The organism is Streptomyces sp. NPDC030798 (assembly GCF_055572275.1).
The window spans coordinates 19,886-33,145 of the sequence record NZ_JBVIDR010000003.1 but is presented as its reverse complement, the minus strand read 5'-3'; the positions used below and the strand labels follow the sequence as shown (position 1 = coordinate 33,145).

11 protein-coding genes are annotated in these 13,260 nt (G+C 71.9%); 6 read left to right on the top strand and 5 right to left on the bottom strand.

The window, feature by feature from the left end; genetic code table 11:
* Positions 1–57: 57 nt before the first annotated feature.
* The 3 genes from ACZ404_RS08460 to ACZ404_RS08450 all read right to left on the bottom strand — a co-directional run bounded on the left by ACZ404_RS08460 (position 58) and on the right by ACZ404_RS08450 (position 3,376).
* A complete protein-coding gene (locus ACZ404_RS08460) occupies positions 58–1,227 on the bottom strand; it encodes a PP2C family protein-serine/threonine phosphatase (protein ID WP_468437271.1) in 1,170 nt (389 codons plus the stop codon).
* A gap of 230 nt (positions 1,228–1,457) precedes the next feature.
* Entirely contained in the window at positions 1,458–2,243 is a 786-nt protein-coding gene (locus ACZ404_RS08455) for a maleylpyruvate isomerase family mycothiol-dependent enzyme (protein WP_468437269.1), read from the bottom strand.
* 83 nt (positions 2,244–2,326) lie between these two features.
* Positions 2,327–3,376 (bottom strand): LacI family DNA-binding transcriptional regulator, encoded by a 1,050-nt coding sequence (locus tag ACZ404_RS08450; RefSeq protein ID WP_468437267.1) that lies wholly within the window; start codon positions 3,374–3,376, stop codon positions 2,327–2,329.
* A 342-nt stretch (positions 3,377–3,718) separates the two neighbouring features.
* Here ACZ404_RS08450 and ACZ404_RS08445 point away from each other — a divergent pair, with 342 nt between their 5' ends.
* The 5 genes from ACZ404_RS08445 to ACZ404_RS08425 all read left to right on the top strand — a co-directional run bounded on the left by ACZ404_RS08445 (position 3,719) and on the right by ACZ404_RS08425 (position 9,097).
* Entirely contained in the window at positions 3,719–5,017 is a 1,299-nt protein-coding gene (locus ACZ404_RS08445) for an ABC transporter substrate-binding protein (protein WP_468437265.1), read from the top strand.
* A gap of 11 nt (positions 5,018–5,028) precedes the next feature.
* A complete protein-coding gene (locus tag ACZ404_RS08440; protein ID WP_468437263.1) occupies positions 5,029–6,078 on the top strand; it encodes a carbohydrate ABC transporter permease in 1,050 nt (349 codons plus the stop codon).
* A complete protein-coding gene (locus ACZ404_RS08435; RefSeq protein WP_468437261.1) occupies positions 6,075–6,908 on the top strand; it encodes a carbohydrate ABC transporter permease in 834 nt (277 codons plus the stop codon). Before ACZ404_RS08440 ends, ACZ404_RS08435 begins: the two co-directional genes overlap by 4 nt.
* A 37-nt stretch (positions 6,909–6,945) precedes the next feature.
* Positions 6,946–8,619, top strand: coding sequence for a glycoside hydrolase family 13 protein (locus tag ACZ404_RS08430; RefSeq protein ID WP_468437259.1), 1,674 nt, complete (start codon positions 6,946–6,948; stop codon positions 8,617–8,619).
* A gap of 94 nt (positions 8,620–8,713) precedes the next feature.
* Complete coding sequence (locus tag ACZ404_RS08425; protein WP_468437257.1) at positions 8,714–9,097, top strand: VOC family protein; 384 nt, start codon at positions 8,714–8,716, stop codon at positions 9,095–9,097.
* A 26-nt stretch (positions 9,098–9,123) separates the two neighbouring features.
* Here ACZ404_RS08425 and ACZ404_RS08420 read toward each other — a convergent pair whose 3' ends face one another.
* Both ACZ404_RS08420 and ACZ404_RS08415 read right to left on the bottom strand, forming a co-directional pair.
* Positions 9,124–10,791, bottom strand: a complete 1,668-nt coding sequence (locus ACZ404_RS08420) for an amidohydrolase (RefSeq protein ID WP_468437255.1) — start codon at positions 10,789–10,791, stop codon at positions 9,124–9,126.
* 22 nt (positions 10,792–10,813) lie between these two features.
* Positions 10,814–12,343: an APC family permease gene (locus ACZ404_RS08415; RefSeq protein ID WP_468437253.1), complete on the bottom strand. Its 1,530-nt coding sequence runs from the start codon at positions 12,341–12,343 to the stop codon at positions 10,814–10,816.
* Between the two features lie 158 nt (positions 12,344–12,501).
* Here ACZ404_RS08415 and ACZ404_RS08410 point away from each other — a divergent pair, with 158 nt between their 5' ends.
* Positions 12,502–13,257, top strand: a complete 756-nt coding sequence (locus tag ACZ404_RS08410) for a TetR/AcrR family transcriptional regulator (RefSeq protein WP_468437251.1) — start codon at positions 12,502–12,504, stop codon at positions 13,255–13,257.
* Positions 13,258–13,260: the final 3 nt, after the last annotated feature.

Below are 13,260 nucleotides of genomic sequence, written 5' to 3'. Positions count from 1 at the left end.
ACGAGCAGGCTACCGTCCGACCGCCTCCCGGACCCGCCGCCCGATGCCCGCCCGGCGTCAGCGGGTCTCGGCCGGCGAGGGTCCGTCGGCGAGCAGACAGGCGGCCAGCGCGGCCGTGTCGTCCTGCAGTCCACTGCGGCTGAAGGCCAGCAGATCGTCGTGCAGCCGCGCCAGCAGCTCCCGGGGCGGCAGCGGCCCCCAGGAGCGCAGCCGCTGGAGCAGGGGGTAGAACGAGCCGCCGGGGTCGCGGGTCTCGGTGATGCCGTCCGTGTACAGCAGGAGCTGGTCTCCGGGCAGGAAGGGATAGACGTCGACGTGGTACGGGTCGTCGACGAGCATGCCGAGGTTCAGCGGCGGGGCCGAGCGCCCGCTGTCCAGCTCCCGCACCTCGCCGGGGCGGATGAGGACCGGGGGAGGGTGGCCGCAGTTGACGACGCGGACGAGCCGCCGGTCGGCGGACACCTCGGCGAAGACCGCGGTGACGAACCGTTCGCCCAGTTCGCTCCCGCCGAGCTGGGTGGCCCTGCGGCTCATGCTCGTCTCCACCCGGCCCGCCAGCGCGGCCAGGTCGGCTTCGTCGTGGGCGGCCTCACGGAACGCGCCGAGCAGCGCGGCGGCGGTCTCCACCGCGAGCAGGCCCTTGCCGCGGACGTCGCCGATGAGCAGCCGCACCCCGTAGGCCGTCGGCACCGCCTCGTAGAGGTCGCCGCCGATGCGCGCCTCCGCGGCGGCGGAGAGATACAGGCTCTCCAGCAGCAGGCTGCCGATCCGGTGCGGGGCCGGCCGCAGCAGGACGCGCTGCGCGACCTCCGCGACGAAGCGGACGTCGGCGAGCGTGCGTTCCCGCCGGATGCGGTGTGCGGCGAGGACGGCGCCGAGGCCACCCACCAGTGCCGTACAGATGTACGACGCCACGTAGTGCCGGTCCCACAGATAGCCGACCGACCGGCCGGCACAGCACGGGGTGCCGGCCAGCACCCCTTCGAAGACGACGGCGAACACGGTGGCGGCGCCCACCAGGACGGGGCCGTGGGCGAAGGCCGCCACCAGCGGCACCGCGATCAGCAGGAAGCTGACCGGCCAGTCGACGGGTGTGAGGGGTTCCAGCACCAGCACGCCCGCCACGTACAGGACCGGCAGCCGGCGCAGCCACGCCGGGGGAGCGGACAGCCGCAGCCCCACCGCCGTCCCGGCCTCCAACTCGCCGCTCGCACGCCGGTGCCTCATCCGACGCTCCCGCCCGCCGGCACCGCCGTCCCGGTCCGGCGGGCGCGGCGTGCGGGCGAACGACGCGCCTGACGGTTCGGCTTGCGCGGCCTTCGCACACCGGTCTCCTGTCACCCGACCTCGACGGGGTCCAGCCTGCTGCGCCGGGGCGCGGCGCACCGGCGATTGCTCCGGTCGGCGGCATGTTCCGCCGCCGTCTCCGGCGGGGCGGGCGGGACGGACGGGTGGGATCAGAACGCGGAGTTGGCGAACCAGAGCTCCAGCAGTTCCTCGTCCCCCTCCCGCGAGAAGACCTCCGCCTCGCGCCGCAGCCGCCCGTAGAGCAGGAGCAGCAGGTCCGCCGCGCTTCCCCGGACGGTGGCGTCGGCGTCGCCGGCCGCCTCGGGCGCGGCAACGAGGCCGAAGCCGTCGGACCGCAGCCGGACGAGCCAGTCGCCGTCGCCGTCGGTGGCCCGGAAGCGCAGGGTCCGGTCGGGGCCGCGCAGGTGGGCGACCTTGGGCGCGAAGAAGCCGGCGCGGGGCAGGTTGACGAGGAACTCGTCGATCCCGTCGACGGCGAGGGGGCGCTCGATCTCGGGCCGCCGGCCGAGCGCCAGGTCGGCGTCGGCCCGGTGCACCAGCGTCTCGAAGAGCATCCTGCGCGCCCAGAAGCGGGCGTGCTGGTCGACGCCCCAGGCCCACAGGGGCAGGTCCGGGTCGGTGGCGGCGAAGGCGTCCGCGGCCACGCTCGCGCTCTCGGCCAGCCAGTCGGGCAAGCCCGCGGGGCTGTCCGGGAGCCGCAGGTCCACGTCGCGGCTGCGCGGTGGCTCCTGGATGCGCGCGTGCAGCAGGGTGGAGAACCAGCGCTGGACGCTGCCGGTGTGCTGGATCAGGTCGGCCAGCGTCCACCCGGGGCAGCCGGGCACCGGGGTCGTGAGGTCGGCGTTCCTGACGGTGGCGACGAACCGGGCGGTCTCCGCCGCGACGGCGGCTCGGTGGTCGACCGGTACGGGCTGGGGGAGGTCCGAGGTGTTCACGTGGGTGCCTTCGGGAGGGGAGGATGCCGGGCTGCTTGAGAACCTGGAAATTTCAGGTACTCAAGTAATGAGGTGACTGTAGCCTACGGCTGCGCTCCTTCGTCCTGCGGTGGGGCCGGGGGCGTGGTGGTGGCACGGGGGATGAGGCGGACGGGCAGGACGACGTGCCGGGTGCGGTCCGTCTCGGAGTCGTCGAGGAGCTTCAGGGCCAGTTCGCCGGCCACTCGGCCCATGTCGGAGGGTGACTGGGCGATGGTGGTGAGGTCGAACCATTCGGCGATCTGGTGGTCGTCGAAGCCGATGACGGAGAGCTGCTCGGGCACCTGGATCCGGGCCTGGCGCAGAGTGTGGATGACGGCGACGGCGAGCTCGTCCTGTTCGGCGAAGAGAGCGGTGGGCGGCTCCCGCAGGCTCAGCAGCTGCCCGATCCCCGCGAGAAGGTCGCGCCTGTCGTCGAGGGCCATGGTGACGACCAGTTCGTCGTCGAGGGGGAGGCCCGCCTCGGTGAGGGCCTGCTGGTAGCCGAGGAGGCGTTCGCGCGAGCTGAAGCTGAACCCGCTGGCGCCCACGGTCGGCGCGAACGCGATCCGCCGGTGCCCGAGGTTGAGCAGGTGCCGGGTGGCCATCAGTGCCCCGGCCACGTCGTCGACGTACACGCTCGGCCGGCCCTCGGCGTGCTGGCTGACGTAGATGACCGGCATCCCCAGATCGTCCAGCCGCGCGGTCTCCTCGTCGGTGAGGTCGAAGCCGAAGACCAGCAGCGCGTCCGCGTTCCGGCGGGCCGGGAGGCGCTCGAAGAACGCGGTGCGCTCGGCCATGTCCGGGATGACGTAGACGTTCAACTCCCGTCCCGCCGCCCGCAGCAGGGGGCCCAGGCTGGAGAGCGCCGAGCCCATGAACCACGAGTTGAGCGTCGGCACGAGTACCGCCACGACGCCGGTCCTTCCCGTGACGAGGCTCGCGGCCTGGCGGGAGACCGCGAAGTTCAGCTCGCGGGCGGCCTGTTCGACCCGGGCGCGCACGTCCGGCGCGACGGTGGGCAGGCCGCGCAGGGTGCGGGAGACGGTGGACGTCGAGACGCCGGCCCGTTCGGCGACGTCGGCCATCGTGGGGTGCCGTTGAGCGGGTGACATGAGCGGGAAGTTAGCACAGCCCCGCGCCTCCCATCGCCATCTCGGGACAGCGCTGTCTCGGCGCGTGCAACTGACGAACCTGCACCCATATGCCCCGCTTGGGCGGTAAACAAGCTGCGCGTCGCACCTAGTTTTGTTCGAGCTACCGGCAAGTTACGGATTGACTTCACCCAGGTGCACTCCTAGCGTGCAAGCGTTGTCCCGGCCGGTCGGAAGCCGCCACCGCGCATCCTCGACTCGATGCCCCGACCTGCGCATGTCCGCAGCGAAGTGCCGTGACAGCACAGTCTCACCACCGGCGCCCCGGCGCGCCTTCGGTTTCGCACGACCAGGAGAGAGACAGTGAAGACACGGACCACCAGAGCCCTCCCGTGCGCGGCGACGCTCGTCGCCGCCGGCCTGCTGCTCACCGCCTGCGGCTCCTCCGGGGACAGCGGCCCCGGACAGCAGGCCGGGAGCACGTCCTTCGAGGGCCGTGGCCCCATCACCTACGTGGCCGGCAAGGACACCTCCGGCGTCGTGCAGAAGGTCATCGACCGCTGGAACAAGCTGCACCCCAAGGAGAAGGTCACCTTCGTTCAGCTGCCGACGGACGCGGACTCGCAGCGGCAGCAGATGATCCAGAACGCGGAGACGAAGTCCGACGCCTACACCGTGCTCTCCCTGGACGTCGTGTGGACGTCGGAGTTCGCCGCCCACCAGTGGATCGACCGCCTGCCCGAGCGGCAGTTCCCGCTGCAGAAGATGCTGGGACCCGTGGTGGAGACCGCCAAGTACCGCGGCGGCCTGTACGCGGCGCCGGCCAGCTCGGACGGCGGACTGCTGTACTACCGCAGCGACCTGCTGAAGAAGGCCGGCATCACCGGCCCGCCGGCCACCTGGGCCCGGATGACGGCCGACTGCGCCAAGGTCAAGAAGCTCCCCGAGGCCAAGGACATGTCCTGCTACGCCGGCCAGTTCCAGAAGTACGAGGGCCTGACCGTCAACTTCGCCGAGGCCGTGGACTCCGCGGGCGGCGTCGTCACCGACGCGAGCGGCAAGCCGGACGTCGACACCCCCGCGGCGAAGAAGGGCCTCGACTTCCTCGCCGGCGCCGTCAAGGACGGCACCATCCCCAAGGAGGCCATCACCTACCAGGAGGAGGACGGGCGCCAGGCGTTCCAGTCGGGCAAGCTGGTCTTCCTGCGCAACTGGCCCTACATGTACGCGCTGGCCGCAAAGAGCAAGGTCGCGGGCAAGTACGCGGTCGCCCCGCTGCCCGGTCTGAACGGCCCCGGCTCCTCCAGCCTGGGCGGCCACAACCTCGCCCTGTCCTCCTTCGCGAAGAACAAGGCCACGGCCCTGGACTTCATGAAGTTCTTCAGCGGCGAGGACAGCGCGAGCACGTTCCTGAAGGACGCCTCCCTCGCCCCGCCGTACACCCGGCTGTACGACGAGCCCTCACTGGTCAAGCAGTATCCCTACCTGCCGGTCCTGAAGCAGTCCATCCTGCACGCCGTTCCCCGCCCGCGGGTGGTGGGCTACGGCGACGTCACCTCCGCGATCCAGCAGGAGGCGTACGCCGCCCTGACCGGCAGCAAGAGCAGCTCCCAGGCACTGAAGGACCTGCAGAGCACCCTGCAGAAGCTGACGGCGCAGTGAGGAGCGGCGCCATGGCCGATACGACCCTCCCGCCCGGCACCCCACTGCGCGAACGAGGCAGCGGCAGCCCGGGCCCCTCCGCGCCGGACAACCCGCGCCGGCGCACCCGCACCCGGGCGACCGCCGGCTCGGCCCGCATGGCGGCGCTGCTGGTCTCCCCGACCCTCCTCGTCCTGACCGTCGTCGTGCTCTATCCGACGCTGATGGCGCTGCGGGAGTCACTGTACGGGCCCAAGGGACTGGACCCCAGCACCGGTTTCATCCGCACCACCGAGCCGTTCGTGGGCCTGCACAACTACGCCGCCGTCTTCGGCGAGGCCGGCGACCGGTTCTTCAACGCCTTCTGGAACACCACGTTCTTCACCGTCGTCACGGTGGCCCTGGAGACGGTGATCGGGACGGCGATGGCACTGATCATGCACCAGGCGTTCCGCGGAAGAGCCCTCGTGCGGGCCGGCATCCTCATCCCCTGGGCGGTTCCCACGGCCATCTCCGGCCTGCTGTGGCGGTGGATCTTCAACAGCAACGGCATCGCCAACGCCCTGCTCGGCCGCCAGATCCTGTGGACCACCGAAGGCTTCCACGCCAAGGTCGCGGTCATCGTCGCCGAGGTGTGGAAGACCGCGCCCTTCATCGGACTGCTGGTCCTGGCCGGCCTGCAGGTGATCCCGCAGGAGGTCTACGAGGCGGCCCGCATCGACGGAGCCGGAGCCCTGCGCCGGTTCTGGCACATCACGCTGCCGCTGGTGAAGCCGGCGCTGCTGGTGGCGGTGCTGTTCCGGTGCCTGGACGCGCTGCGGATGTTCGACCTGCCCTACATCCTCGTCGGCGCGCAGAAGAACTCGGTGGAGACCCTGTCGATGCTGGCGCAGAACGAGGCCTCCAACGTCCGCTTCGGACCCGCCTCCGCCTACGCGGTGCTCCTCTTCCTCTACGTCCTGCTCATCGCGCTCGCCTTCGTCCGGCTGCTGGGCGCGGACCTGGTCGGCGATCGCGGCCGCCGCACCCCCCGCGGAACACGGCGCTCGAGGATCCGCCGGCGCGCGGAGGTGACGGCATGACGCGCAAGGCGACATGGCGAAGCGGCCTGCTCTACGCGGGCGTGGCGGCGGTGGTGGCCTACTGCCTGGCACCGTTCTACTGGATGGTCGTCTCCAGCCTCCGGCGCACCTCCGACATCTTCGACACCTCACTCCTGCCGGCCCCGGTGTCGTTCGAGAACTACCGCGCGGTGTTCGACCCCTCGCAGGGTTTCACCCGCGCCCTGCTCAACAGCCTCGTCGTCGCGGGCGTCACCACCGCCCTGGCGCTGCTGCTGGCCACGTTCACCGCCTATGCGATGGCCCGGCTGGAGTTCCGCTTCAAGCGCCTGATCCTCACCCTGATCATCGCCACCTCCATGTTCCCGGTGGTGTCGATCGTGGTGCCGCTGCTGAAGCTGTTCACGGACATCGGCTGGATCAACACCTACCAGGCGATGATCGTGCCCAGCATGTCGTTCGCGCTGCCGCTGGCCGTGTGGAACCTGACCACGTTCTTCCGGCAGATGCCGGACGAACTGGAGCACGCCGCCATGATCGACGGCTGCAGCCGGGGCCAGGCCTTCCGCAGGATCATCGTCCCGCTCGCCGCACCGGGCATCTTCACCACCGCCATCATCACGTTCATCGCCGCCTGGAACGAGTTCCTCATCGCCCTGTCGATGACGAACAAGTCCACGATGCAGACGGCACCGGTGGCCATCTCCAAGTTCTCCGGCGCGACCCAGTTCGAGACCCCGTTCGGCAGCCAGATGGCCGCGGGCGTCCTGGTCACCGTGCCCCTGGTGGTCATGGTGCTGCTCTTCCAGCGCCGCATCGTCGCCGGACTCACCGCCGGCGCAGCCAAGTAGACACCGCACTCACCTCACGAAGGACCCACTCCACACCATGCCCCGCACCGCACCGTGGTGGCGCAGCGCCGTCATCTACCAGGTCTACATCCGCAGCTTCGCCGACGCAGACGGTGACGGCGTCGGCGACATCGCCGGCATCCGCTCCCGGCTGCCGTACCTCGCAGCGCTGGGCGTCGATGCCATCTGGATCAACCCGTGGTACAAGTCGCCGATGGCGGACCACGGTTACGACGTCGCCGACTACCGCCAGATCGACCCGCTGTTCGGCACCGTGGCCGAGGCCGAGCAGCTCATCGAGGAGGCGCACCGGCACGGCATCCGGGTCGTCCCCGACATCGTGCCGAACCACACCTCCGACCAGCACGCCTGGTTCCGGGCCGCCTTGGCCGCCGGCCCCGGCAGCCCGGAGCGCGAGCGGTACGTCTTCCGGCCCGGCCGGGGACCCGACGGTGACCGGCCGCCCAACGACTGGGTGTCCTGCTTCGGCGGGCCGGCCTGGACCCGGCTGCCCGACGGCGAGTGGTACCTCCACCTCTTCGCACCGCAGCAGCCCGACCTCAACTGGGAGCATCCCGAGGTCCGCGCGGAGTTCGAGTCGGTCCTGCGCTTCTGGTTCAGCCGGGGCGTGGACGGCTTCCGCATCGACGTCGCCCACGGACTCGTCAAGCACCCCGAACTGCCCGACCTGCCGCCCCGCCAGGACCCCGCGGTGCTGGGTCCGCTGACCGCGCGGGAGTCCGGCGGCACGGCCCCCCGGCAGCACGTCGACCACCCCCACTGGGACCGGGACGAGGTCCACGACATCTACCGCGCCTGGCGCAAGGTGGCCGACGAGTTCCCCGGCGACCGGTCGTTCGTCGCCGAGGCCTGGGCGGACACCCCCGAGCGGCTCGCCGCCTACGTCCGCGCGGACGGCCTGCACACCGCGTTCAACTTCGACTTCCTGATGTCGAGTTGGGACGCGAAGGACCTGCGCGCGGTGATCGACGACTCGCTGGCCATGCTGGGCGCGGTGGGCGCACCCGCCACCTGGGTGCTGTCCAACCACGACGTGATGCGCCATGTGAGCCGCTACGGCCGCCGGGCGGTGAGGCGCTGGACCGCCAACGAGCCCTACCGCCCCGACGGCCCCGCCGACCTGGAACTGGGCACCCGGCGCGCCCGCGCCGCCGCCCTGCTCATGCTCGCCCTGCCCGGCGGCGCCTACATCTACCAGGGCGAGGAACTGGGCCTGCCGGAGGTGGAGGACCTGCCCGAGGACGTGCTCCAGGACCCCGTCTGGGAACGCTCGGGCCACACCGACCGCGGCCGCGACGGCTGCCGCGTCCCCATCCCCTGGTCCGGGCAGAGCGCACCGTACGGCTTCAGCCCGCCCGCCGCGGCCACCGCGCCCTGGCTGCCGCAGCCGGCCGCGTGGGGCGAGCTGAGCGTCGAGGCGCAGACCGGCAACCCCTCCTCGATGCTGGAGCTCTACCGCAGCGCCCTGCGCCTGCGCCGCGAGCACCCGGCGCTGGGCGAAGGCACCCTGACCTGGCAGGAGGCCGCCGAGGGGGTCCTGGTGTTCCACCGCGACCCGGGCTTCGCGTGCGTCGTCAACCTCTCGGCCGGCCCGCACCCGCTGCCCGCTCACGCCTCGGTCCTGCTCGCCAGCGGCCCCCTCGAGGACGGCCTGCTCGGCACCGACCAGGCGGCCTGGCTGGCCTTGTAGCCACGCCCTTGCCCGAGGGCACCGCCGGCGGCGCGATGCCGGGGGTGCCCGGCCGCCACGACCGACTCCCCCTGTCTTTCGTACACTGCCGGGCATGGCATGCCGCATCAGTGAGCTGGTCCTCGACTGCGCCGACCCCGAGCGGCTCGCCGTGTTCTGGTGCGAGGTCCTCGGGTACGTCGAACTGGGACGGGAGGACGACGGAAGCATCGAGATCGGGCCGCCCGGCACCGGCTTCGGCGGCCCGCAGCCCACTCTCGTCCTCAGCCCCGGCAGCGACCCGCGGCCGGGCAAGCTCCGCCTGCACATCGACGTCAACGCCACCGACCGGGACCAGGACGCCGAGTTGGAGCGGCTGCTCGCGCTCGGCGCCAGGCCGGCCGACGTCGGCCAGACCGGCGCCGAGAACTGGCACGTCCTGGCCGATCCGGAGGGCAACGAGTTCTGCCTCCTGCACACCCGTCTGAGGCCTCTCTGATCACCTGCATGCCCTGGTGAGCGGGGTCAGGCGTCGTCGGCGGCGTGGACGCGCCGTCCTTCGACGAAGGTCTGCAGGACGCGGGTGGCGGCGATCTCCTCGGGCGGGCCCGCGAACGGGTCCCGGTCGAGGACGACGAGATCGGCCGACTTGCCGACGGTGATGCTGCCGGTGATGCCGTCGAGGTGGTTCACATGGGCGCTGCCCGCCGTGTACGCCGCGACGGCGGTGCCCAGGTCCAGGCGCTGCTCGGGGAGGAAGGCAGGGGTTGCCCCGGGAGCGTCGGGCGCGATCCGGTTGACGGCGACATGGAGGGCCTGGAGCGGGTCGGGGCTGCTGACCGGCCAGTCGCTGCCGGCGGCCAGGGTCGCGCCGGTGCGCAGAAGGTCGCCGAAGGGGTACTGCCGTGCGCCGCGTTCGGGGCCGAGGACGGGCAGGGTCAGTTCGTCCATCTGCGGTTCGTGCGCGGCCCACAGCATCTGCAGGTTGGCGCTCGCGCCGAGCGCGCGGAAGCGGGGGACGTCCTCGGGGTGGACGACCTGCAGGTGCGCCAGATGGTGCCGGGTGTCGCGCCACCCGTTGGCCGTACGGGCCGACTCCACGGCGTCCAAAGCCTCGCGCACCGCGCGGTCGCCGAGCGCGTGGAAGTGGACCTGGAAGCCGAGCGCGTCGAGTTCGGTGACGTACTTGCGCAGCTCTCCGGGCTCGACGAAGCTGATGCCGCTGTTGGCCGAGGCGCAGCCGCAACCGGTCAGGTACGGGTCGAGCATCGCTGCGGTGTGGTTCTCGGCGATGCCGTCCTGCATGATCTTCACGGTCGTGGCGCGGAACCGGCCCCGGCTCAACTCCTTTCGGCGCGCAGCGAGTTCGGGGATCTGCTCGGCGCCGCGCTCGCGGTCCCACCACAGCGCGCCGACCACCCGGGCGGTGAGCAGACCCCGCTCGAGGGCCGCGTGGTAGGTGGGCGCCGGGTCGGTCATGTTGGCGTACGTGCCGACGATGGCGTCCTGCCAGGCCGTGACGCCGTGGGAGTGCAGCACGGCCTGGGCGCGCAGCAGGGCGGCGAGCTGTTCCTCGGGCGTGGGCTGCGGCACGAGCCGGCCCACGAGGTGGACCGCGCCCTCCTGGAGCATGCCGGTGGGGTTGCCCTCGGCGTCGCGTTCGATCCGGCCGTCGGTGGGATCGGGGGTGCGGGCGTCGATGCCGGCGCGCAGCAGGGCCCGGCTGTTGACCCAGGCGCCGTGGTGGTCGCGGTTGGGCAGGAAGACGGGACGGTCGGGGACGATCGCGTCGAGCGCGGCGGCGGTGGGGGTGCCGCCGGGGAACGCCTCCAAGGACCAGCCGCCGCCGGTGATCCACTCGACGTCCGGGTGCTCGTCGGCGTAGGCCCTGATCCTGCGCAGGTACTCGGCCGGGTCGACCGTGTCGGCGAGGTGACACAGGCCGAGTTCGAGGCCCGCGCCCTGCGGGTGGACGTGGGCGTCCTGGAACCCGGGGAGCAGCAGCTTCCCGGCGAGGTCGACGACCTCGGTGCGCGGCCCGATCAGCTCGTGCACCTCGTCGTGGCCGACGGCCGCGATCCGCCCGCCGCGCACGGCCACGGCGGTGGCGCGGCTGCGGGCGGGATCGACGGTGTGCACGGGGCCGCCGGTCAGGACGAGGTCGGCGCTGCCCGCGGCCGTGGGGTGTGACATGGGGATGAGAACTCCTGGGAGGTCAGACCGCCGTGCGGTCCATCGGGAGGGTGAGGGCCTCGGCGTCGGTGCCGCGGCCCGTCGTGAAGTACGGCGCGTGCCGGACGTACTTGGCGACGGCGGCCATGCCGAGGCCGGCGAGGACGATCACAGCGGGCAGCGAGAACATGAACCAGCCGTTGTCCGGGCTCAGGGCGAAGTGATCACTCATGGTCAGGTAGGAGTATCCGAGGTAGCCACCGAGGCCCAGCAGGGCCAGGCCGGACGCGGCGGGCACGCCGACCGCGAGGAGCGCCTCGCGCGCCCCGGCACGAAGCGCCGAGCGGAACCGCACCGCGCAGGCGAGCGCGGTGAGCCCGTAGTAGAGGGCGACTATCAGCCCGCTCGCGTTGACCGCGGCCAGCAGCATGTCGCTCAGCCTGGGAATCGCGACGGCGAGCAGGGCGATCACGGCGGCGATCGACATCACGACGACGGTGCCGGCGGCGGGAGTTCCGTACCGCGGGTGGATCCGGGTCCACAGCGGCCCCATGGTGCGGTCGCGGCCCATCGCGAGCAGCCCGCGCGCCGTGGGGATCAGGGTGGCCTGCACGGAGGCGACCGCGGAGAACATCAGCGCGACCAGGGGCAGGGTGGCCCAGGGTTCGCCGGCCAGCTTCCGCCCGAGGTGGGGGAGGGCCTGGGGGCCGTTGCGCACCAGTTCCGCCAGGCTCATCTCCCGCTGGAAGGCGACCGACGCGAAGAGGAACAGGCCGAGCATGGCCAGCAGGGCGATGAAACCTCCCCGTGCGGAGTCACCGGGGCTCTTGGTCTCCTCGGTGACGCTGAACGCCGCGTCCCAGCCCCAGAAGAAGAACACCGCCAGAACCATCCCCTGGGCGAAGGCGGTGCCGTCGGAGATCTCGAAGGGGTTGAACCAGGACAGGGAGAAGGCCTGGTGACCGGTGACCAGCGCCCAGCCGCAGAAGGTCAGCAGAACCGCGTACTCGAAGACCAGCAGCGCGAACTGGAACCGGGTGGCCGCCCGCATCCCCGTCACCGCCAGGGCGGCGAGGGCGAGCAGAATCACCAGCCCGACGGCCGTGCTCACACCCGTGGACGCCGGATCCAGGGCGAGGCCGGCAACGCGGGACAGCCCGGCCTTGTTGGCGAAGGTCAGGACGACCGACCCCATGATCGCGCTGGTGTAGGCGCAGAAGATGAGCGAGCCGACCAGGGTGACCCAGCCGGTCAGAAACCCGGGCCAGGGCCCCAGGGACTTACCGACCCACACATAGCCGTTTCCGCAGTTGGGCTCCGAGCGGTTGAGGCGGGCATAGGCGGTGGCGATGCCGAGCACCGGCAAGAACGCCAGGATCAGCAGCGCCGGGGCCTGCAGGCCCACGATCGACGCGATCGTGCCCATGCCGATGGCGATGCTGGTGGTGGCCGCGGTGCTGGACGCGGCGAGCGCGACACCGTCGACGACACCGAGGGAACGGCGCAGAGCGGGGCGCCGCCCGGCGGACGGGTCCGGTGGCGAGGACGGGGACGGGGGCGGTGCGGACGACATGAAGGGCTCCTCGAGAGGGGCGGGGACGGGAAGAGCCGCGCGGGAATGCGATGGAACAGCCGACGTCAGCATTGCGTCAATCCTGTTGACGTAAGGCACCCGGGGGCGTTCACTGACGGCACCCGCACGCGGAAGTCCGACACGAGAGGAATCCGCGCATGTCCACCCGCGTCCCCCAGGAGCGCAGACGCCGGCGCCCCACCCGCTCCGGGGTCCTGCTCTCCGAGGACCTCATCGTGGAGACCGCTCTGCGGCTGATCGGCGAGCACGGCCCCGAAGCACTCAGCGTGCGCCGCCTGGGCACGGCACTGGGCTGCGACCCGACCGCTCTCTACCGCTACTTCCACGGCACCGACGACCTGGTGCTCGCCATCGCCGACCGGATCATCGGCGACGCGATGGCCGGGTTCGTGCCCGGGGACGACTGGGTGGCCTCCCTGCGCGAGATGGCCCTGCGGGTCCGCGCCGGCTACCTCGCCCATCCCCGGGCGGCCGCCATGGCAGCGCACCGGGTGACACGCCGCAGACATGAGATGCAGGCCGTGGAAACGGGAATCGGCCTGCTGCTCTCGGCCGGCTTCGAGCCCTCCCGTGCCGCGCGGCTCTACCTGGCCTTCATCGACACCGTCCTCAGCCACGCGGCCACCGACGCGGCCTTCCACGCCCTGCCGCGTCAGCAGCGCGAGGCCGATCACCGCGCATGGAGGGACGTCTACCAGGGTCTGGACCCGGCGGCGTACCCCGCGCTCACCGCGGTACGACCGGAGTTGCCTGCCATGGCGGAAAGCTCCTTCGAGGAGGCGGTGGACCTCCTGCTGGAGGCCCTGAGTGCCCGGGCTCCGGCGAAGCGGGCTCGCGCCCGCGGCCCGCGCTCGAGGAGGGGCGCGCCCGTTGCGGGCGCGCCCCTGGTGTGACGG